The following is a 21,334-nucleotide window of genomic DNA, read 5'->3' as shown; positions in this document are numbered from 1 at the left end:
AGCCGCTCTCGCGTCAGCGAAGACGCCCGAGCACGTACGTTTGAATCGCAACGACCGCAGCACCGCGACACCACTCCCGGTCGTCGCCGCTGGTCGTCACGATCTCGAGCGCGCTTGCCCGGGGGTCGCGGTACTCTGCCAGGCTCTCGCGCAGAGCAGCGTCCGCGGATTTCACCAGTCGCACCCCTTCGCCCCCGACGATCATGAGTTCGGGGAGCGTGAGGTTTGCGATGGCGGCAAGCAGTTTGCCGAGACCCCGACCGGCGTCGTCGACGACGCGTCGGGCGGCCGGCTCGCCAGCCTCGGCTAGGCCGAGAGCTTCGTCGTAGTCGACGGACCTGCCCAGCGCTGTCGACACACCGTGCACAATCGCCGACTGGGTGAGCACGCTCTGCGCGCAGCCACGATGGCCGGAGGTACATACTGGCCCGAACGGATCGAGTGGCCAATGGCCGACCAGACCGATGCCCGAGTCATCGTTCACGACCACCTCGCCGCCGACAACCAGGCCGTAACCAACACCGGCGCCGAGCGTCAGCACAGCGAACCGATCCGCGTCTCGTCCGGCGCCGAACCAGTTCTCGTACGCCGTAAATGCGGTCAAGTCGTTCTCGATAACGGTCGGCATTCCGAGCCGCTGCTCGAGCATTGCGCCGAGATCAACGTCGGTCCAGTCGAGGAACGGTGCGCTGCGCACGATGCCGCGATCACCAACGCGACCGCCGATGCCGATACCGACAGCAGTGACCGAAGGCACGTCACGGCTGAGCAAATCGGTGAGTTCCACGATGGCGTCGGCCACAGTCTGCGGGTCTCTAGCAGACAGCCGCAACGAGGAGGTGGCGAGGACATTCGCGCGAAGATCGGTCGCCACGCCGAGCACTTCCCCGCCCGTGACCTTCATGCCAATGAAGTAGTGCGACTCCGGAACGACGTCGATCAGCCGCGATGGTCGACCGGCCCGACCGTCACTGCGCTCACCGGTTTCGACGAGCATCCCCGATTCAATCAGCGGAGTGGCCAGACGTGTCAGAGATCCGGGCGACAAATCGAGCCGACGCGCTATCTCACTGCGTGAGATCGGCCCATTGAGCAGCACCTCCAGCGCGACATCACGCGTGGGGCCCGGACTCGGCGTCCAAGACGGGGCATTCAACACCATCGCGGGTCCTCCTCTGCCCTAGGCATTACTTTTGTTACTAAAACAAGTATGGCCCTTTGACCCCCGTATGCCCACTATTGACACCCATTTATTTTTGCCGTAAAACTAATCCCAGCACCAGAGGGCATGCATGCACGCATGCCGGACAACGAAGTTCGATTGGAAGGCATGAACGTGAAAAACATGTACATGGTGACGGCCGCAGCTGTCGCGGCCAGTGCCCTCGCTCTCAGCGGATGCGCGAGCGACAACGCGACGGACACGGCGGTGTCCGCTATCGGCGAGCCGGGTGCGACGGACATCTCGGGCACCGTTACGTTCTGGCACGCCTACAGCGCGGACTCCCCCGAAGTTGCAACCCTGGATGACGTCATCATTCCGGCGTTCGAGGATAAATTCCCTGAGGTCGACGTGAAGTCCGTTCCGGTGCCGTACGACGACCTGCACCAGAAGCTCATCACGGCGGTTGCCGGCGACCAGCTTCCGGACCTGGTGCGGGCGGACATCGGCTGGGTACCCGAACTCGCCGAGCTTGGCGTGCTCGTTCCCCTGAGCGAAGAAATGCCCGACTTCCAGGAAATCGCCGACAACACCTACCCCGGAAGCCTCGCCACGAACAAGTGGAAGGACGCCTACTTCGGGCTCCCGCTCGACACGAACACCCGGGTGCTGCTGTACAACAGCGACGCGCTCGAGGCGGCGGGGGTCGAGGTGCCCACGACGGTTGACGAGTTGCTCGATGCCGCGCCGGCGCTCAAGGACTCCGGTGCGTTCGCGTTCGCAGACAATGGCGCGAGCGGCTGGAACGTGCTGCCCTGGATCTGGAGCGCAGGCGGCGACATCGTCAACGACGACGTGACGAAGGCCAGCGGCTACATCAACAGCCCAGAGTCGATCGAGGGGGTGCAAACGCTGGTCGATCTGTACGAGCAGGGATACCTACCTGACATCCTCCTGGGTGACACCGGCGGTCTAGCCACAAGCGACGGGTTGGCGCAGGGAGCGTACTCCGCAATCCTCGACGGGCCGTGGATGTACCCAATCTTCGCTAGCCAGTACCCTGACTTCGAGTTGCAGGCAGCCCAGGTGCCGGCTGGCGCTGGCGGAAGCATCTCGGTGGTCGGCGGCGAGGACATCGTGCTGACGCAATCGTCGGAGAATAAGGCGGCCGCCGCCGAGTTCCTGCGATACCTGCTGTCCGAGGAATCGCAACTCGCGATGGCCGAGGTCGGCCAGATGTCGGTGCTGAAGAGTCTGGGCGACAAGCTCGCAGACGTGAACGAGTACTACACGCCATTCGTGGAACAGCTCGCCACCGCGAAGCCCCGTCCGGTGACTCCTGCATGGAGCAAGATCGACGCCATCTTGCAGGACGAGATCCGCGCCGCGGTCAGCGGTGACAAGACGGTGAAGGACGCGCTCGACGCCGTTGCGGTCGAGGCCGATGCGCTGCTTGCGCAGTACAAGTAGACGCCCAGCAAGGCTCTAACTACACCACCTGTACCTCCAAGCAGGAAGTAAAGATGTGACCACGACACCAACCATCGCGCCGCCACAACCGGTCGCGACTAGTCCGGTCATCCGCCGGCGGCGAGCCCTGCCCGCCGCCGGCGGAGGGCGGCGCGAGGTCCTCGCGGCATATGGATTCGTGCTTCCAGGCTTTGCGCTTTACGCGCTGATCATGCTCTACCCCGCCGTGCAGACCATGCTGCTCAGCCTGCGCGACTGGAGCATCACGCCGGGCGCCGACAGCCCGTGGGTCGGCCTCGACAACTACGCACGAGCGTTCGCCGACCCGGTGTTCCTGAACTCGCTGGTGAACGCAGGGGCCTACACGCTGGTGACGGTGCCGCTGCAGATCATCATCGGACTGTTCCTCGCGGTACTGCTCGACAGCAAGCTGCCCGGACGGGTGGCGTTCCGGGTGCTCTTCTACCTGCCCGTGGTCACCAGTTGGGTCGTCGTTTCGCTGCTGTTCCGTTACATCTTCTCTTCGGGCGACGGCCTCGCCAACTTCGTGGTGGTCGATCTGCTCGGGGTCGCCGGCGAGAACGTGAGCTGGTTCCAGGACCGATGGACCGGGATGATCGCGATCTCCGCACTCGGCGTCTGGAAGGGTATCGGCTGGTCGATGATCATCTTCTTAGCCGCGCTGACTGCGGTTCCGAAGGAGTTGCATGAAGCGGCGGCGATTGACGGCGCCGGTGCCATAGGGCAATTCCGTTACGTCTCACTGCCCGCCATCCGCGGTGCGCTCGCCACAGTGTTGATCCTCCTGGTCATCGGTGGCTTCAACGTGTTCATCTCGGTGCTGCTGATGACCGGCGGCGGCCCCGGCAACGAGACCCAAGTCCCCCTCACCTACATGTACGACCAGGCGTTCAAGTTCCTCGATTTCGGCTACGGCAGTGCCGTCTCGTTCTCGCTGACCGCGCTGGTGCTCATCGTCTCAGTGCTGCAGTACTGGTGGACCCGACGAAGCCTGAGGAGCTGACATGATCACCTCGCGTCGACGCCGAAACCTCAGCCATGCGATCCGATATGCGCTGCTGGCCTTCGCCGCGTTCATTCTCGTCTATCCATTCCTGTACATGCTTTCGACGTCGTTCAAGACGCGCTCCCTGGTGCTCGGCGATCCGCTGCAGCTGATTCCGGAAGACCCGACGCTGGAGAACTACGCGGCGGTCTTCGGGGTCGAAAACTTCGCACGGTACTTCCTCAACTCCGCCGTCGTTGCGGTGGCGAGCACTGTGCTCATCGTGCTGTTGTCGTCGATGATGGCGTACGCCTTCAGCCGTCTGCGGTTCCCTGGAAAGCGCATCCTGTTCACTCTGATCATCGTCGGTCTGACGATCCCGACGATGATGCTGATCATCCCGCAGTTCCTCCTGGCTCGGGACCTGAACCTGCTCAACTCGCTGCCCGGCCTGGTGCCGTTCTATGTCGGTACAGCGCTCGGCTTCAACACGTTCTTGCTCGCGGGCTTCTTCGAGTCGATCCCCAAGGAACTCGATGAGGCCATGCTGATCGACGGCGCCGGCCCCTGGCGGCGCTACTGGCACCTTGCACTCCCCCTGTCAAAGCCGGCCCTAGCGACCTGCGTGATCTTCGCTTTCCTCGGCACGTGGGACGAGTTCGCCTGGGCGCTCACCGTGCTCAACGACGTCGAGGTGCGCACCTTGCCCATCGCGATCGCACTGTTCCAGGGTCAGCACTCCACGAGTTGGGGGCTTGTCTTCGCCGCGTCGCTGATCGCCATCATTCCCGTTCTCATCGTCTACATCGTGTTCCAGCGCTACTTCGTTGCTGGCCTAACCTCTGGAGCGCTCAAGAGCTAATGACCACCACACTGACAACCCGCGAGGTCTTGACCGCCGGCCTGCGCGTAATCGAGGGCGGCCAGTCCGCATCGGGCGCGTACATCGCCAGCCCGAACTTTACCGAGTACCACTTCGCGTGGCTTCGAGATGGCGCGTACGTGGCACTGGCAATGGATGCCGGCGGCCGGGCCGACTCGGCCGAGACGTTCCACCGCTGGGCAGCCACCGTGATCGAGAGCCAGGCCGCGCGGATCGAGGCAATCCTCGTCCGCCTCGAGGCGGGCGAGCCGCTGCGCCCTGAGGACATGCTCCCAACGCGCTACACCCTCGACGGCGAGCCAGAACTGGTTGCCGGGGAGGCGTGGCCGAACTTTCAGCTCGACGGCTACGGAACTTGGATGTTCGCGCTGCACTCGCACCTTCAGGGCGCGCCGGCGACGGCATACCATCGCGCGGTGGAGCTCACCGCGCGCTACCTGAGCTCGGCCTGGCGACTGCCCTGCTTCGATTACTGGGAGGAGTTCGGCGACCGCCGTCACACCTCGACACTCGCGGCCATCGCCGCAGGGCTTCGCGCGGCGAGCCGCCTGCTCGATGAGCCCGCGCACGATCGAGTCGCGGACGAGATTGTTGCATTCATGCGCGCCAAGTGCGTCGCCGACGGTGCGTTCGTGAAAGGACCGGAGGATTCACGCGTGGACGCCAGCCTGATCTCGATCGCCACACCATTCGGCCTCGTGGATGCCGACGAGCCGGTCATGACTGCGACGATCGAGCGCATCCGGAACGAACTCGCATCGCCGACGGGTGGGATCCGCCGGTATGACGGCGACACCTACTATGGCGGCAACCCCTGGTTGCTGCTGACCGCCTGGCTAGGCTGGCATGACCGACTCGCCGGCAACGACGAGGGCCACGCGCGTGCCCGCGACTGGGTGGTGCGGCAGGCTTCGACCGGCGGCGAGCTCGCCGAGCAGATCATGGATGAGCCGCAAGACGCCGGGTTCGTTGAACCGTGGATCGACCGCTGGGGCCCGGTCGCCGACCCACTGCTCTGGTCGCACGCGAAGTTCATCCTGATGGAGTCGGACGCCGAGGCAACACAGTGGTAGACAGCACTGTGGTCAACAGCACTGTCGCAGTCAGCACTGCCCTGCTCATGCCAGACCGGGCGGGCTACTCCCCCGGTGAGGAAGTCACCATCGACTTCGGGACGCCCCTGGCCTCGGACGGCGAACTCCACGTCACTCAGCTGCACCATGTGCTGCGGACTGTTCTGGTCGATGCCGGCGCGACGTCCGCGTCGCTCGGGCAGTTCGAGTGCGGCGGTTACGGGGTGCGCTTCGCAGCAGCGGACGGTACCGGAGGCGCGACCGCGTTCGACGTGCTCGCGACGCCGTTCGCCCGGCCGCGCTACGGATTCGTCGTGCGACTCACTAGCGATGTCGACATCGACGCCGTGGCTCGGAACTTCCGACGCATGCATCTCAACATCGCCCAGCTCTACGACTGGGCGTACCGGCACTCGACCCTCATGCCACCGAGCGAGCACTACCTCGACCCACTCGGGCAGGAGCGTGAAATCTCGGTCGTGAACCGGATGTCGCAGGCCCTGTCGGACGGCGGAACATCGCCGCTCGGCTACTCAGCCGTCTACGCGATCGGCGCGTCGGAGGTCGAAAATTGGCAAGGGTCGATCCTCACACGCTCTGACGGCGAGCCGTATCGCCTCGGCGAGAACTTCCTTGTGCTCGTCGACCCCAGCGAGCCCGCATGGCTCGAGCACTACCTCGCCGAACTCGAGCGAGTGGTACGAGAGTCAAAGATCGAGGGTTTCCACCTCGACCAGTACGGTTGGCCGAAATTTGCGCGACGGTCGGACGGCGCATCCGTTGATTTAGCAGCATCCTTCGTCACCCTGCTCAATGCGATCCGCGAGCGCCTGCCGGACACCCCATTCATGTTCAATAACGTGAACGACTTCCCCACCTATGCGACGGCTGGCACTGGTCAGGATGCCACCTACATAGAAGTCTGGGAGCCGCACTCGACGCTCCAGGACTTGGCCGGCCTGGCGCTGTCCGCCAGAGCACATCGACCGGAGCACCCGCCGATCCTCTCGGCCTATCTCTCGTGCTATCGAGATGGTGAGGTGCGGGCAAACGCTGCGGCGGCGCTGGTAATGGCGACTGCATGGTCGCACGGCGCGAGCCACCTACTGCTCGGCGAAGACGGCAACGCGCTGGTTCACCCGTACTACCCCGACAATCACCCGCTGGCCGCGGGGAGCCTGGACTTCTTCGCGACCTGGTACGACTTCCAGGTGCGCTACGGTGACCTGTTTTATGGCCCCGAGCACGCGGACGTCACCGAGTTCTTCACCGGTGGGATCAACGAGGACGTCGTTTTCGAACACGGGTCGACCCGTTTCTCGACGAAGGCAGAGGCCGGTGCAGTATGGACGCGCGTCGTGCGCACCCCACACGGGCTCGTGGTGCACCTGATCAACCTGGTTTCGCAGAGCGAAACCAGGTGGGATGCAGGCAAGAGCGAGACCAGCGTCATCGGCCACGGCGACCCGATCGTCGTCAAAATCGCGCCGATCAACCCGGGCTCAAGCGTCTGGTTCGCAGCGCCAGAGTCGCCTGAGATGATTCAACTCACGCCGACGGGTATGGGGGCCGGACGTCAGCATGACGCGCTGTCAGCTGGCCAGTCGAGCGTTGTGTTCGAACTGCCGCCGCTTGCGGAATGGGGCATTGTGTTGATTCCGATCGACGGTAGCTAAGCCGGGGCCGCCGTAGGCAACGCCCCGATCTGGTTCATCAGGGTGAACACGTCGCAGTACTGGGTGATCTCCACGATGCGGTCGTGCTCGACTCGCAGCAGGTCCCATCCCGCGATCTTGATCGGCCGCCCGCTGCCGGGCACTCCCGCGAACGTGCCGGTGTGCGTGCCTTCGTAGGTGACCCAAGCGCTAACAAGGTCGCCTTCGCCGACGAGGTACTTCACCGTCGCGTGAAAGTCGGAAAAGGCGTCGACAAATCCCGAGATGGACTGCTTCAGCTCATCCAGGTCGGCGCCCGCGCCGGCGTGTCCGCGCAGGGTCGGTGAACAGATCGCGTCGAGCTTGCTGGGCGACCAGTCGCTCATGATGTCGTAGAAGCGCTTCGCCACCGCCTTCGTGTCGGTCATGTCAGGCTCCTTTGCACTCGTTGTGTTGGCGATGTGTGTCATGCCGTCAGTTTCCCGCCGGGCAGCGCACGAAGCATGGGGAACTCTCCCTATTCCGACGCCCGCATCTCGGCGTGCACCGCGGCGAACGCGGCCGCCTCGGTGCGGCTGCGGACGCCCAGTTTCGTCAGGATGCTGCTGACGTGGTGACCGGCGGTCTTCACGCTGATGAACAGCCGCTCGGCGATCTCGGCGTTCGTGAGGCCCTGCGCGACAAGGCCGAGCACCTCCCGTTCGCGCTGGCTCAGCAGGTCAAGATTCTTCGGGCCGGTGCGGCCGCGCACTCCCAGCTCACGCAGAAATGCGGATGTCGCACCCGCATCTGATCGCGCACCCAGCCGGTCGAACGCGGCGAGCGCGGCCCGTGCCTCGGAGATCGCGACCGGGACGTCGCCGTCCGCAACGAGCGCCCGGGCCAGTGCCAGCCGGGCTCGGCAGGCCTGCAGGGCGAGCCCCGCTTCGCTGAACAGGCGCGCCGCGTCGCGCAGCGGGGTCTCGGCGTTGGGATCCCCGACGGCCGCGGCCACCTTGCCGCTCGCAAACAGTGCCTCGGCACGGTGCCGATCGCTGCGCGTGCGTTCCGCAACATCCGCCACTCGTCCTGCCGTGTTCTCCGCGGCGGCGGTGTCAGCGGCGGCAAGCTGCGCGTCGACCAGCACGGTCAGCAACGGCAGGGCGGCGACCTCGAGGCCGCCGAGTTCGTCGAGCCGGCGGGTGAGCCGGGCCACCGCGATCGCGGGCGAGCCCGCGGCGAGGTCGAGCACCGCCAGCGGACGCACAGCCTCGGGCAGGTCTTCGTACCGTTCCAGCAGGACCCGCGCCTCATCGAGCCTGCCCTGCAGGACGCGCAGTTCCGCGAGCCGAGTGACCGGGTGCACGCACCGCGAGGCCATGCCGCGCAACTCCAACTCGGCGATCGCGGCCACCAGTTCTGTTTCGGCGTCGGCCAGCCTGCCAGTGACTAGGTAGAGGCCTCCGCAGCAGGCGCCGCAGAACGACGAGAGCGGTCCGTACGCGGCGGGCGCGTCGGGTGCGGTGAGCGGGCCGAACCCGGGGCCGCTGGCGAACGCGGTGATCGCGGCGGTCCACTGCGCGAACCGGGCGTCGTCGCCGAGCACCTCGGCTGCTTCGAGCAGCGTGCAGTAGGCGGTGGCGACGCTGCTGAGATCGGACGCCGCGCCGGCACTGGCCGCGGCCATCGCCTCGTCCAACTGGTGCACCCCGGTGTCGACCTCACCGGTGGCGATGGTGAGCAGACCCAAGCGGGCGAGCGCCTCGATCTCGAGGTCGGCGTCGGAGTGTGCGCGCGCCCGGTCGAGAGCGTCGCGCGCCGATGCGGCTGCTTCCGCGGCATCCGGTGTCGCCTCTGATCTGGCGAGCGCAATCCAGCCCAGCGTGCTGCCGTCGTTGCCGTGCCCCGGGATGTCGTCGCTGGCGAGGGTTTCGGCGCGGGCGAGCCAGCCGTCGGCGGCTGCCGCGTTGCGGAACAGCTGTCGCAGCTGCCGTGAGATCCAGACGGCGCTGGTGGCGGCATCCGCGAATCGGCCTTCCTGTCTGAACGCGTTGTGGGCGCGGATGCGGTAGTCGATGGCGGCCTCGACGTCGCCCAGCCACCACGCGGCGCGGGCGAGCCCGTCGAGGGCGTCCGCCGAGTCGTCGTCGTAGGTTGCTTCGGTGAAAGCGTCGCGGGCGGTCGCCCAGTCGCCTACGGCGAGAGCGGCGCGCCCGACGCCGAGTGGGGTGGGCATGGTCTCAGGGCAATGATGCGACCGTGGCGGGGGCGGGCGCAATGGACTTCCCTCCGTTCGTCAGCCTTCGCGGTTGCGGGTGGTCCAGATCGCGCTCGGCTTGCGTCACTCACGCAAGATCGCACCGCCGCCATTCGGGAATGTCACTCTGCAGTGACAGCCCCGCACTCGTCGAGGCGACAGCACGAAACCGGGGCGAGTCACGCTGCAGTGACATTCCACTTTTGGGGCCCGTTTTCAAAATTGCCGCCGGAGCGTTCGAGGCTTCACCGCCACTTCCGCAGAGACGCCCGCGCCGGCGCCGCAGCGCGGGCGTCTCAATCGGAATCAGCGCACAGTGAACGGGAGCACCAGCCGGGACTGGTGGGCGGCGTCCCGGTAGATCTTGTGCGTGACCGGGCGGCCCACTGGCAGGTGGAAGGCGTCCGGGGGCAGCAGCGAGTTGTGCTCGTCGACCAGCGGTTCGGCGTTCGACAGCTCCGCCACCAGGCGGTGACCCGGCTTGAAGGTGTTCGCGAACGGGTAGAGCCGCAGCACGTACTCCTCGATCTTGCCCGGCTCCACCGGCTCGGTGCGGGTGTGCGGGTGGAACGGGTTGCCCTCGGTGGTGCGCTCGTCGAGCTCGCGGTGCGAGGCCTTGAGGTAGCCGGTTGTGATCAGCTGCCGCTTGCCGGTCGGCGCGACATCCCACAGCCGCATGATGAAGTTCGTGTCTGGCTGGTCGATCTCCGCGAAGATGTGCGCGGCACCGGTGCCGATCAGCTCGGTGTCTTCCTCGAACGGCGCGGTGGACCAGTTGATGATCTCCACCTTGTCGGTCACCGTCAGCGGCGCCTGGTAGAAACCGTCCGGGGCGGCGTACTCCGCACCCATCAGCTCGGGCTCGGTGGAGAGCTTGTGCCGTGGGCGCAGGTAGAGCGACTTGTACTCGATCTCCTTAGGCGGCCACTGGTCGGCGGTCACGATCTCGCGCGAGCCCTCAACGAACACGCTGACGGCCGGCTCGTCCATTACGCCGTTGTCGATGCCCTTGATCCAGTAGTCGTACCAGCGGAACATCTTGTCGTGCTCCTCGACGAAGGGGCGCGACTGCATCGGCGGGTACGGACCGACGGTCAGCTTCTTCGGACCCTTCAACGAGTCGAACAACTCGATGGTGCCATCCAGCGTCCAGCCGCGGCCCTGGTCGAGCTGCAGCCAGACCGGGATGTCGATGTTCGGCGCCAGCGTGATCGGGTTGCGCTCCTCGTACCAGTCGCCGTCGAGATCGTTCATCACGATGTCGAACCAGGCCTCGTGGTTCTTCGGGTAGTTCAGCACATGCACCAGGTTCGGCCAGGCCGCGACATCCGGATCCTGCAGCCGTTTGGCGACGAGCGCTTTGAGTTCCTCGGGCGAGTACTTCTCGATCATCCGGGACTTGACGTTGTCGGTGAACGCCCAGCCGGAGTCGCCGCCGCGACCCTCGCGGGCGGCGCGCGGCATGAACCACATAACACCACCGTGGTAGGTGGTCTCGTAGAAGTCGTAGTGGCCGCCGCTGACGAAGATCGCCTTCAGGCTCGGCGGGCGCTCGGCGGCCGCCAGCACCTGCATGGAGCCGAAGTAGGAGATGCCGACCATGCCCACGTTGCCGTCGCACCACGGCTGCGCGGCGACCCACTCGATGAAGTCGTAGGCATCCTGGCCGAGCGAGACGCCGCCGGCGTTGTAGTTGCCGATGTGCTCTCCGTCGGATGCCCCGGACCCACGCAGGTCACCGATGACGTGGACGTAGTCCTCCGCCACGATGCGGGCGATGTCGCCCGCCTCGATGCAGCCGTCCCACATCGGGCTGGGGCGCCGCTGCGGCGGGGTCGTCAGAGCCAGCGCCTGCAGTTCCTTGCCGTAGGGGCTCAGCGCGACGAGTGCCGGGCGCGGCTTGTCGTCCACTCCCTGATAGGCGTCGGCGGCGAGCTCGACGCCGTCGCGCATCGGCACGCGGAGGTCCTTGAGGATGGAGATTTTCTGCCCACCGGCATCCCACGTCGTCACGTCAACCATCAGCGTGTTGCTCCTTTTTCATTGCGAGTGTTCTGGGCGAACTGCGTCGCGTAGCCGTGCAGCGTCGTGAAGAACGGCGACGGCTCCAGGGTGGGGTCTTTGTCGTAGCCGAGCTCGTCGGCGACCCGGGCGAACGGGGAGTACACCGAATCGGTCTGCTGCACGCCGTCCTGCAGGTAGCGGTTGGCGACGTCGCTGATCCGCGCTTCGAGGTCGAGGCTCTCCTGGAGCGCTTCCCGGGCCTCGTCCGCGTCGAGTTCGACGCCGTAGGGCGTGCCGTCGCCGCGGCGGTAGGGATGCCCGAGGTAAAGGTGTTGCGGACGGATCTCGTCACGCAGGTATTCGAGGCTCGCGCGGTAACCGGCCGGGTCCTCGTAGCCGGGGAAGCCATTGGCCGCGCCGTGCACTTGCACCGCATCGCCGACGAACACGTCGTTCTGCCCGTCGACAACATAGGCGACCGCGCCTGGGGTGTGCCCCGGGATTGAGTGCACCGACACGGTGACGTCACCGCCGAGCGAGAGGGTCTCGCCGCCGGTGACCAGAACGGTGGGTTCCATCTCCCCGGAGATGACCGCGTTCCCGGCGGCCGTCTGCTTCGCCTCGCCGTCCGGGTCGTGCAGATATTGCGCGCGACCGGTCAGGTACTCGTCGACGTGGGCGCGGCGGGAGCGCAGCATCGCGGCATCCGCTTCGTGAATGACGACCTTCGCGCGTCGGCCGGTGAGCTCCCACAGGGCGTGCGCCCCGCCGAGGTGGTCGATGTGACCATGGGTCAGCAGGATCCAGCGGACGTCCTCGATGCGCCGCCCGAGCGCCTCCAGCGCGGGCGCCATGCCCTCGGCCGGCGAGGAAGCGATGCCGGTGTCCACGATCGCCGGCTCGGGCGCGTCGATGAAGAAGCTGTAGAGCCCGAACCTGCCCCACGGCGATACGAGTGGATGGATGTCGACGTGCTGCGTCATTACGCGCGGTCCTGGCTGAGGCTGGGTTGATTCAGGAAGTCAGCGGTCTCGCGGAATGCCTCGTAGAACTCCGGGATCCAGGAGAAGTTCTGCACGAACCCGTGATTGGCGCCCGGGTAGCGACTGACCGTCGCGGGCACGCCGGCGACCTGCAGGCGCTGGCCGTAGAGCTCGCCCTCGTCGCGCAGCGGGTCGTACTCGGCGGTGATGATCAGCGCCGGCGGCAGGCCGGTGAGGTCCTCACGCTTGATCGGGGAAACCAGGGGGTCCGCGGCATCCGCCCCACTATTGAGATAGAAGGAGTTGAACGGCTTCAGTCCGGCCGTTTCGAGGCCGTACCCCTCGGCGTTCTCGCGCAGCGAGGGGTAGCGGTCGACGTCGAAGTCCAGGTCGAGGGACGGGTAGAACAGCACCTGCTGGGTGATGCGGTCGAAGCCGTCGTCGTGGGCCTTCGCTACGACGGCGGCCACGAACGTGCCGCCCGAGCTGTCGCCGGCGATGGCCAGGTTCTGGCCGTCCCAGCCGAGGCGCTCGCCCTGCTCGGCGGCCCAGCGGACCACCCCGTAGCAGTCGTCGAGGCCGGCCGGGAAGGCCGCCTCGGGGGCCAGCCGGTAGCCGACCGAGATCACCTTGTAGCCGGTCTCCTTGGCCAGCGCCCGCGCAACGTGATCGTGGGTGTCGAGGCTGCCGAGGAAGAACGCGCCGCCGTGGAAGTACACCAGCAGACCGTAGGACTTCGCGTCGGCCGGGGTGTAGATGCGCACGGGCACGGTTCCGGATGTCGTGGACGCCGCGACATCCTCGACGGCGTACAGCGGCAGCCGGCCCTCAAGCGGCGGGACGTGCGCGGCCTCCCCCGCGCGCATGGCCGCAGGGTTGAGCGGCGAACCGTCTGGCGCAGGAAGGGTGCTCAGGATCTTGGCAATTTCAGGATGAATCGGCATGGTGTCTAGCCTGCCTGCTACTGAGCCGAGGCCGCGGACTGGGCCGCGGGCTTCTGTCCGGGGAAGACGTCGTCGAGTTCTCCCTCGCTCCAGCCCTGACGCGAGATGCGCTGCAGCTCGTCGGTCACCGGCTTACGGGTGGCCTGGTACAGCGCGAGCGCCTCCTTGACCGAGTCGGCCTCGGCGAGGGCGTCGGCGAGCGCGCCGGCGTCCTCGATGGCCGAGTTCGCTCCCTGGCCCTGGTGGTGCAGCATCGAGTGGGCCGCATCACCGATGAGGGCGACGGAGTCCGAGTGCCACACATCGATCGGGTCGATGTCGTACACCGCCTTGATGCTCACCGTCGACAGGTCGAGTTCGCGGGTGATTGCCACGAGCCGCTCGTCGAAGCCTTCGACGGTCTTCAGCATGTCGTCGATGGTCACGGTCGGCGTCCAGGTGCTGTCCGGGTTCAGCACGGTGATGTCGAAGGACACCTGGTTGCGGTGGCGCAGCGGCAGCAGGTAAATCTTGGTGCCGTGGCCGATGTACATCCGGAGGTTGTCGTCGACGACCATGCCGTGGGCGGCGTCGGCCGAGATCACCGCGCGGTAGGCGTGCTCGCCCGAGAACACCGGGCCCTTCTTGCTGAAGAGCTGCTCGCGCACCGCCGACTTGATGCCGTCGGCGCCGATGACCAGATCGGCTTCGACGGTCTTGCCGTCGGAGAAGGTGAGAACAGCACGGTCACCCTTGTCCTCGACCTTCTCGAGCCGGTGGTTGAAGTGCACCATGCCTTCGGGAAGCACACCGAGCAGGGCGTCGATGAAGTCCCGGCGGTGGACGAGGTGGGTCTGCTTGAGGTCACCGGACTCCGGCCAGGCATCCTTCATGATCGGCTCACCGGTCGCCGTGAGGATCTCGAAGTAGTCACTCGGCGAGGTCACCTTCGCGATCGCGTCGAACATCCCCCACTGGCGGAACCGCTGCATGGTCGCCGGGCGCAGGCCGATGCCGGCGCCGACCTCACCGGAGAAGGGTGCCTGCTCGTACACGTTGACGGTGGCGCCGAGGAGGCTGAGGGCCTTGGCTGCGGCAGCGCCGCCGTAGCCCGCGCCGATGATGGCGATGTTCAGGTTGTGGAGGTCCGAGGACTGCATTGTTCGCTCGCTTTCTTGTGTCCAGGGGTGGGCCCCGGGCAAGAGGATGTGTGGTGGTAGTGGGTATTGAGGGTCAGAGCTTGATCGACAGGAAGTCGGCCGGGTTCTCTTCGAGGATCTTCTTGATGGAGGCGTCGTCGAGACCGGCTTCGCGGAAGTCGGGGATCATCTTTTCGAAGATGTAGTTCACCGTGTGGCCCTTGACGCCCGGCCAGCCGAGCGGGCTGCAGTTCGCGTCGGCGGAGACCAGGAGCAGGTCGAGGTATCCCTTGTGCACGAGGCTGACGAAGTGGTCCAGACGCTCCTTGCGCGGTCGGGCCCAGAACGGTGGATCCTCGAGCTCGGTCTCGTAGCCGAAGGTGTCGAAGCCGATGCGGCCGCCCTGCTCGGCGATGTAGTCGTGCGGGGTGATCGGCGCGTTCAGTCCGTCATCGGCGTGGCCGAAGAGCACGCGGTCGAGCGGCAGGCCTTCCTCCCGGAAGATGTCGACAGCGGGCTGCGGGTCGATCGCCAGGTGGGTGAGGATCGGCACCCCGGTGGTGACCGAGGCACGGGCGGCGGCCCGGTAGATGCGCTTGTCGAGTTCCGTCATCCGTCCGCCGCGGCTCACGCCGACCTTGATGACGCCAGCGCGGCTGCCGGTGTCGCCGATCCCGACCGTGATCTCGTGGACGAAGACCTTGGTCAGGTAGTCCACGCTCGCCCGGGCGAAGTGCGCCAGGGCGGTGTCGCCGCCGACGAAGCCGGTGCAGGCCACGATGTGCACGCCGGTCTTCTTCGACAGGGACTTGTAGTAGTCGATGTCGCGACCGTTGCAGATGCCGGTGGCGTCGACGAAGGTGCCGCCGCCGTACTCGTGGAACGCGCGCAGCTTCGGCACCGTCTCCTCATACGCCTGTTCCGGCGTCTTCCACCACTTGCTGTCCAGCTCACTGCCGGGCATGCCGTACCCGATGTGCTCGTGGATGGCCACGAGTCCCAATTCTTCGGCTGAGATGGTTCCCAGCACTGTGTTTACCTTTGACAACGTCGTCACCTTAGAGAGTCGATGGCTGTTTGATCAGTCGTGTGTGATTGGCCGGATGTCGCGCGCCGAGCGGTCGCTTGACGCGCGGTCAACGCACCGTCAGCAGGTCGCGCGGGTTGTCGACCAGGATGCGCTGGGCATCCTCTACGCTGAGCCCGAGCGACTTGAGGAAGGGCACGAACGTCGACACCACGTGGCTGAACGGCAGGTCATAGTCGGGCTGTCCCTTGGCGACGCCGATCGCATTGCTCGAGAGCAGGACCTGGTGACCGTGGCCGGCCTTGACCAGTTCCAGCACCAGGTCGGCACGCTCGCGGTCGGTCAGGTAGTCCTCGTCATCGTCGAGACCGACGTGGTCGAGCCCGACGAATGCTCCGCGGCGGGCCACCTCGAGGGCGGCACCGGCCGCGGCGTCCTTGCGGTCGAGGCCGCCGACGAGCACCCGGTTCGCCGGGAGGGTCTCGTCAAGGACGATGTCGAGATCGTGCAGCGCGTCGGCACCGTATCGGATGGACACCGGGATGCCGGTGCTGAGCGCGGTTCGCGCTGCGCCACGGAACAGGCTCTCATCGGTCGGCGTCATGCCGTCGCGGGTGGCCGTGGTGGTCACCATGCCCGCGGCACCGCGTCGCTCGACCCGCGGAACCACCATGCCCTCGGTGACCTCCTTGGCGAAGAGGTCGGCGAACTTCTCGGCGGGCCATGGCGTCGGCGGGTTGGTCTGCGGGGTGAGGAAGTAGCCGCCGAGCATCTCCTCGGGGCCCATGCCCGTCGAGGCGACGATGTGCACGCCGGTCGAGCGGGAGAGCGCTTCGTACAGGTTCACGTCGCGGCCGTGGAACATGCCGGTGCTGTCGACGATCGTCTTACCGCCGTTGTCGCGGAAGTCGGTCAGCTTCTCGGCCAGGATCTCGAAGATCTCTGCGCGGTCCATGCTGATGTCCGGGGCGTACTGGGCGCCCGGGATCACGGAGAGCAGGGCTTCGTGCACCGCGACCACGCCGAGTTCATCAGCGGGAATGGGGCCGAGGACTGTATTGACGGTGTTGGTGCTGGTGGTAGCCGTCATTGGCACAACCTTTCGGTCTGCGTCACACCCTCGTTGGCGTCACGCGTTGCACAGGATCATCCACCTCGACCTCTGGATGGATTCCTCGCCGAACACGGTAGCTTGATTACCTGTCCTTTAGGTTTACACGCTGTATTGCCAGAAGTCAAGGCGAGTTCGCTTCGGCCGCTCTTGACTCCTAGACGCCGGGGATGTGGGCTGTCCCCGTGAGTCAGTCACTGAACACACAGCCACCGGCACCGACGGTGCCGCCCGCCGTTGCTGCAACCGGCGACAAGCGACTGGCTGTTGCGCTGGGTTTGGCTGGCGTCGCCGTTTCCGCCGCCGGCTCGTGGATCCCGTCGTTCTGGGGGGACGAAGCGGCGAGCGTGATGTCAGCGTCGCGCCCCCTGTCATCGCTCGCGCCGATGGTGCTCAACATCGACGCCGTCCACGGCGCCTACTATCTGTTCCTGCACGGCTGGATCATGCTGTTTGGAGCATCCGAGTTCGCCACCCGGGTGCCGAGCGCGCTGGCCATCGGCCTCACCGTCGCGGGGCTGACCTTGCTGGCGGCACGGTTGGGCGGGCATCGCGTCGCCCTCTTCTCCGGCATCGCCTGTGCTGTACTGCCTCGTCTCACCCTGATGGGGACGGAGACACGTGCATACGCCATGTCGGCGGCGTGTGCAGTCTGGCTAACCCTGCTGCTCCTGCGGCTGATCGATGACAGGATGCGTCCGCTGAAACGTGGCTGGATGCTGTACGCGATCGGCCTTGCCATGAGCATCTACCTCTTCCTCTACCTCGGCCTCATGCTGGTCGTGCATGCGGTCGTGCTGCTGTCCGTGACCCGCTCACGGTCCACGCTTCGCGCCTTCGCGCGAGCGGCAGGCGGTGGCCTGGCGATCGCGCTTCCAGTGATCGTGCTCGCGATCATCCAGCGCAATCAGGTGTCGTTTCTCGAGGGCACAACCCAGACTCGTTTCGACCGGCTGCTGATCGAGCAGTGGTTCGGCAACGAGTGGTTTGCCGCGCTCGCCTGGCTGCTTATCGTTGCGGTGGTGGGTGTCGGGATCACGTTCGCCCGAGTTCGCGGCTGGTTTCTGGCCACGGGCAATCCGCCCGATGCGCTGCTCGTCGCGCTCTGTTGGCTCTTCCTGCCGTGCGCCATCCTGCTGCTGGTTCATCCCGTGATTCCGCTGTATTCGATGAGGTACCTGACCTTCGCGGCTCCAGCAGCGGCTCTGCTCCTCGGGATGGCCATTGCCCAGCCTGCACGCAGGGCTGTGTCGTGGCTGCTCGTTCTGGCCGTTCTTGCGACGTCACTTCCGTCGTGGACGGATCAACGAGCACCCCACGCAAAAAACGGTAGCGACTGGCGGCAAGTGGCCCAGATGATCGGCAACTCGGCGGCCGCCGGCGACGGGGTGCTCTTTCAGGACAAGATCCGCTCGTCACTCAAGGCCCGCTCGGCCTGGCATCTGTATCCCGACAACTTCGACGGATTGCGCGATGTGCTGCTGGAGCAGCCGTACGAGCGCTCGCGCTGGCTGTGGGATGACACTCTTCCGCTCACCGAGCTGCCGCAACGCATGGCAGGCATCGATCGGGTGTGGGTCGTGAGCGACCGGCACTCACGGTGGGCCCTCGATGAACTTGAGCGGCTGGACTTCAGTGTTGTCCGCACCATCGGGCTCCACCGCACCACAATCCATGAAGCAGTCAAGAGCGTGCGCCAGTGACCAGCGCCGAAGCGAGGTTGCGCGGTTGATTCGACGCGAGAGCGCGTGCGGGCGGGCACTGAGGGCGGGAGTGTCTCGATGATGTCGGCGAGCGTGATCTCGGCCACGCTTCTACGCCGCGGTGCTGAAGAGCACGCGCGTCGCCACTGCCACATCCTCCGCGTGGCTGCAGAATGCATGCCTGCGCGCTAATCTAGCTGCATGGCCGTCACCATCACCATCCGCGCGGTCCCCGACGACGTGCGGGACGAACTCGCCGCGCGCGCCGCCCGATCGGGCCGCTCGCTGCAGGAGTATCTGAGCGCCGAGCTCATCGCGCTGGCATCCAGGCCCAGCCCGATCGAGGCGATCGCCCGGGCTCGCGCTCGCGCCGCCCATTACCCCGCGGTGGAAGCCGCCGACCTGCTGAGCGACATTGATGCCGACCGCACGTAGCGAACTACTGGTGGTCGATGCATCCGTGGTCCTCTCGGTGTTGATCGACCCGAACCCTGCCGCGGACTCGATCGGCCGACGACTGGCCACGGCAACCATGCTCGCCCCCGCGGTACTGCCGTTCGAGGTCGCCAACGTGCTGCGCCGCCGCCGGAACGCCGGCCTGCTCTCGCCGGCCGAAGCCTCCCTCGCATTCGACGGCTTCGGCGACCTGAGCATCGAGCTGTGGCCCTGGGACACGGTCGCGGCCCGCGTCTGGCAACTCGGCGAGAACCTCAGCAGCTACGACGCCGCCTATGTGGCCCTGGCGGAACAGACCGGCGCCACCCTGCTAACCCGGGACCGCCGGATTCTGGGTGCGCCCGGCATCGAGTGCCGGGTCGACGCGGTCGAGTAAACAGGCACTCCTGTCAGCGCGACGAATCCGTCACCAGGGTTGCTCCGCTCTTGCACAGCCTTCCCCACTGCGTCACCCTGAACCCATGCACTACGTGTTCGAGGCCGAACTCTGGCGGTGGAATGCGCGCAGGAACGACATCTGGACGTTCGTGAGCGTCCCCGCCGAGCAGGCGGCTGAGATCACGCAGGTGGTCGAGGGTCTGACCAGCGGCTTCGGATCGGTGCGGGTCGACGTGCGCATCGGCGAGACGCGGTGGCGCACCTCGATCTTTCCGACCAAGTCGGACGGCACGTACGCGCTGCCGATCAAGAAGGCGGTGCGCGCGGCCGAGGCGATCGAGCCGGGCCAGGTCGTGACGGTTGAGCTGGAGTTGGTTGATTTCTGACAGGTGGCGGTCCGCGACATCCGTTCGCTGGCTAGCCTCTGTTGTATGACGAACCCTGAGTCCTCGGCATCCGTTACCGTCGTTGACGACCTGCTCGAGCGCGCTCCGGTCGAAGCGGGCAAGCTCGGTCATTTCACCGTGTTGACGTCGCCGGACGTGCGCGTGGTCGTGCTCGCCTTCGAGGCCGGCTTCGTGCTGAAGGAGCACGCGGCGCCGAAGACGCTGATCATGCAGGCGCTCGATGGGCGGCTGCGGGTGACCGCCGGCGAACGCACGGTCGAGCTCACGCCGGGCGCGCTGATTCGGATGGACAGCGGCGAACGGCACAAGGTGGAGGCTGTGGAGGACTCGCGGCTAATGCTCACGCTGGTGGGGTGAGGCGGCGGCTCCTCACCTGCACTTCCGGCCTAGTCGCGGCCGCGGAACGGCAGCGATGCGGCAATCGCGAGGATCAGCACCGAGCCGGTGCCGAGCACCGCTGTCAGGGCACCGCGCGGGGTGTTGAGCGCGAGACGCTTGCCGCTGACGGTCGGAACGCTGGCCCCGGCGGCTGCCGCCACCGCCGCGGCGAGCACGCCGGTGGTGATGCGGGACCAGCTCGGGCCGCGACCCGCGAGCGCGTATCCCCCGCCGATCGCAGCGAGGGCGACCCCGCCTGCGGCGCTCCCCTGGCCGGTCGTCCTCAGCGTTTCCAGGGCACCGGGCGCGGTCAGCGGCAGCACGCCCATGACCATTGGAGCGGCCGCGATCGCGCCGCGGTGCGGCAACGGCTGGTTGTTGCGCCGCCGATGCTCCGCCCACCCGAACAGGCCGCCAACCGCCGTCGCCGGCAGCAGCACGCCGACGAAGGTGCCGTACCAGGAGACCTTCGAGTCCGGGCCCGCCATCGCCGCCATGTACTCGCGGAAGCCGGCGGCCCAGGTGAGGCCGGCGAGACTTCCCACCGCGACAGCTGCAGGCTGCGACATCCGGTGCATGTCTATTGGCATGGTTACCTCGAAACCGTTGATATCGGGGCCGGTCGCAGGTACCGGGCCAGCAGGAAGTACCAGACCGGCGTCGCCGCCCAGGCGAGCGCGAAGAGCAGCACTCCCGGGACGCCGATCACGAGTTGGGACACGGACATCGATGGCAGAAGGGCGGCGATGCCGATGAGTCCGATGGCGACGCCGTACCCGGCGCCGACCAGCTCACCGAGTCGCGCCGTGGCTTGCGGCATGGCCGAGGCTTCGCGGTAGGTTCGACACACCCAGATCAGCCATGCCGCCTGCGTCAGGAAGCCGACGATGGTGATCGCGGTTGATTCGTTGTAGGACAGCAGTTCGGCGGCAAGGAGGAAAGAGGAGAGCGCGGCCAGGAGCAAGACCGCGACGACGATCCACAGTGCCAGCTGGGTGCCGAGCGAGTTCGCGATCGCCCGGGTCAGGTACACGACGAGCACGGGGAGCATCAGGAAACTGAGGCCGCCGAGAATGTCGTTGGTGGTGCCGAAGTAATACGGGCCGTTAGTCGGCACTTCGAGCAGGAACATCAGGATCAGGGCGATCCCGGCGAGTGCCGCCACTACGGCGAGCGCGATTGCCACCCACGCCATGCGGGCGTTTTTGGCTGGAGCATCCATCGGACACCTCCGACTGCGAGGGCTCGGGTTTCGGGACCTCGGGTTTCGGGGTCTTGCCGGAGCGTCCTCATTCGTAGGGTAGGCACGGCTTCGGGGCGGGTCAATCGGGGGCGGATGC

At 66.4% G+C, this 21,334-nt stretch carries 21 protein-coding genes; 10 read left to right on the top strand and 11 right to left on the bottom strand.

The features are described 5' to 3' along the window. Positions 1-13: 13 nt before the first annotated feature. A complete protein-coding gene (locus HCT51_RS04675) occupies positions 14-997 on the bottom strand; it encodes an ROK family protein (protein WP_224760669.1) in 984 nt (327 codons plus the stop codon). A 333-nt stretch (positions 998-1,330) separates the two neighbouring features. On the opposite strand from HCT51_RS04675, the gene HCT51_RS04670 reads away from it, so the two are divergent. The 5 genes from HCT51_RS04670 to HCT51_RS04650 are packed head-to-tail and all read left to right on the top strand — an operon-like array spanning position 1,331 to position 7,270. Further along, positions 1,331-2,632: an extracellular solute-binding protein gene (locus HCT51_RS04670; protein WP_191413767.1), complete on the top strand. Its 1,302-nt coding sequence runs from the start codon at positions 1,331-1,333 to the stop codon at positions 2,630-2,632. Between the two features lie 55 nt (positions 2,633-2,687). Beyond that, on the top strand, positions 2,688-3,656 hold the full coding sequence (locus HCT51_RS04665) for a carbohydrate ABC transporter permease (protein WP_224760668.1): 969 nt from the start codon (positions 2,688-2,690) through the stop codon (positions 3,654-3,656). A gap of 1 nt (position 3,657) precedes the next feature. Beyond that, complete coding sequence (locus HCT51_RS04660; protein WP_166870798.1) at positions 3,658-4,500, top strand: carbohydrate ABC transporter permease; 843 nt, start codon at positions 3,658-3,660, stop codon at positions 4,498-4,500. Next, positions 4,500-5,594 carry a glycoside hydrolase family 15 protein gene (locus HCT51_RS04655; protein WP_166870796.1) on the top strand — a complete coding sequence of 365 codons (1,095 nt, stop codon included), beginning with the start codon at positions 4,500-4,502 and terminating at the stop codon, positions 5,592-5,594. Before HCT51_RS04660 ends, HCT51_RS04655 begins: the two co-directional genes overlap by 1 nt. Then, positions 5,588-7,270 (top strand): glycoside hydrolase family 66 protein, encoded by a 1,683-nt coding sequence (locus tag HCT51_RS04650; RefSeq protein WP_166870794.1) that lies wholly within the window; start codon positions 5,588-5,590, stop codon positions 7,268-7,270. Before HCT51_RS04655 ends, HCT51_RS04650 begins: the two co-directional genes overlap by 7 nt. On the opposite strand, the gene HCT51_RS04645 is transcribed toward HCT51_RS04650, so the two are convergent. The 8 genes from HCT51_RS04645 to HCT51_RS04610 form a co-directional block, all read right to left on the bottom strand. After that, positions 7,267-7,677 (bottom strand): ester cyclase, encoded by a 411-nt coding sequence (locus tag HCT51_RS04645; RefSeq protein ID WP_166870792.1) that lies wholly within the window; start codon positions 7,675-7,677, stop codon positions 7,267-7,269. The two genes, HCT51_RS04650 and HCT51_RS04645, sit on opposite strands and share 4 nt — an antisense overlap. Before the next feature lie 89 nt (positions 7,678-7,766). Continuing rightward, on the bottom strand, positions 7,767-9,464 hold the full coding sequence (locus tag HCT51_RS04640; RefSeq protein WP_166870790.1) for a LuxR family transcriptional regulator: 1,698 nt from the start codon (positions 9,462-9,464) through the stop codon (positions 7,767-7,769). 327 nt (positions 9,465-9,791) lie between these two features. Continuing rightward, complete coding sequence (locus HCT51_RS04635; RefSeq protein ID WP_166870788.1) at positions 9,792-11,507, bottom strand: CocE/NonD family hydrolase; 1,716 nt, start codon at positions 11,505-11,507, stop codon at positions 9,792-9,794. Continuing rightward, positions 11,507-12,472 (bottom strand): MBL fold metallo-hydrolase, encoded by a 966-nt coding sequence (locus tag HCT51_RS04630; RefSeq protein WP_166870786.1) that lies wholly within the window; start codon positions 12,470-12,472, stop codon positions 11,507-11,509. The genes HCT51_RS04635 and HCT51_RS04630 overlap by 1 nt, the downstream gene beginning before the upstream one ends. After that, entirely contained in the window at positions 12,472-13,416 is a 945-nt protein-coding gene (locus tag HCT51_RS04625; protein ID WP_166870784.1) for an alpha/beta hydrolase, read from the bottom strand. Before HCT51_RS04625 ends, HCT51_RS04630 begins: the two co-directional genes overlap by 1 nt. A gap of 17 nt (positions 13,417-13,433) precedes the next feature. Next, positions 13,434-14,555 carry an FAD-dependent oxidoreductase gene (locus tag HCT51_RS04620; RefSeq protein WP_166870783.1) on the bottom strand — a complete coding sequence of 374 codons (1,122 nt, stop codon included), beginning with the start codon at positions 14,553-14,555 and terminating at the stop codon, positions 13,434-13,436. A gap of 73 nt (positions 14,556-14,628) precedes the next feature. Continuing rightward, on the bottom strand, positions 14,629-15,591 hold the full coding sequence (locus HCT51_RS04615; protein ID WP_224760667.1) for a phosphotriesterase family protein: 963 nt from the start codon (positions 15,589-15,591) through the stop codon (positions 14,629-14,631). Positions 15,592-15,670: 79 nt separating this feature from the next. Continuing rightward, the gene (locus HCT51_RS04610; protein WP_166870779.1) at positions 15,671-16,651 is read right to left on the bottom strand and encodes a phosphotriesterase family protein; all 981 of its coding nucleotides are present in this window, start codon (positions 16,649-16,651) and stop codon (positions 15,671-15,673) included. A gap of 245 nt (positions 16,652-16,896) precedes the next feature. On the opposite strand from HCT51_RS04610, the gene HCT51_RS04605 reads away from it, so the two are divergent. From HCT51_RS04605 to HCT51_RS04585, 5 genes are all read left to right on the top strand, one after another. Then, on the top strand, positions 16,897-18,375 hold the full coding sequence (locus tag HCT51_RS04605) for a glycosyltransferase family 39 protein (RefSeq protein ID WP_166870777.1): 1,479 nt from the start codon (positions 16,897-16,899) through the stop codon (positions 18,373-18,375). A 201-nt stretch (positions 18,376-18,576) separates the two neighbouring features. After that, positions 18,577-18,810, top strand: coding sequence for a FitA-like ribbon-helix-helix domain-containing protein (locus HCT51_RS04600; RefSeq protein WP_166870775.1), 234 nt, complete (start codon positions 18,577-18,579; stop codon positions 18,808-18,810). A 10-nt stretch (positions 18,811-18,820) separates the two neighbouring features. Further along, complete coding sequence (locus HCT51_RS04595) at positions 18,821-19,207, top strand: type II toxin-antitoxin system VapC family toxin (protein WP_166870773.1); 387 nt, start codon at positions 18,821-18,823, stop codon at positions 19,205-19,207. Positions 19,208-19,292: 85 nt separating this feature from the next. Further along, positions 19,293-19,595, top strand: coding sequence for a DUF1905 domain-containing protein (locus HCT51_RS04590; protein ID WP_166870771.1), 303 nt, complete (start codon positions 19,293-19,295; stop codon positions 19,593-19,595). A 45-nt stretch (positions 19,596-19,640) separates the two neighbouring features. Continuing rightward, a complete protein-coding gene (locus HCT51_RS04585; protein WP_166870769.1) occupies positions 19,641-19,973 on the top strand; it encodes a cupin domain-containing protein in 333 nt (110 codons plus the stop codon). 29 nt (positions 19,974-20,002) lie between these two features. Here HCT51_RS04585 and HCT51_RS04580 read toward each other — a convergent pair whose 3' ends face one another. Together HCT51_RS04580 and HCT51_RS04575 are read right to left on the bottom strand one after the other, a co-directional pair. Beyond that, positions 20,003-20,563, bottom strand: a complete 561-nt coding sequence (locus HCT51_RS04580; protein ID WP_166870767.1) for a hypothetical protein — start codon at positions 20,561-20,563, stop codon at positions 20,003-20,005. Between the two features lie 23 nt (positions 20,564-20,586). Further along, the gene (locus HCT51_RS04575; RefSeq protein WP_166870765.1) at positions 20,587-21,216 is read right to left on the bottom strand and encodes a hypothetical protein; all 630 of its coding nucleotides are present in this window, start codon (positions 21,214-21,216) and stop codon (positions 20,587-20,589) included. Positions 21,217-21,334 lie beyond the last annotated feature (118 nt).

Origin of the sequence: Salinibacterium sp. ZJ450 (genome assembly GCF_011751885.2) — a bacterium.
In the GTDB taxonomy this organism is placed as follows: Bacteria; Actinomycetota; Actinomycetes; order Actinomycetales; family Microbacteriaceae; genus Ruicaihuangia.
The sequence above is the reverse complement of the archived record's forward strand: the minus strand, read 5'-3'. Positions and strand labels throughout refer to the sequence as shown.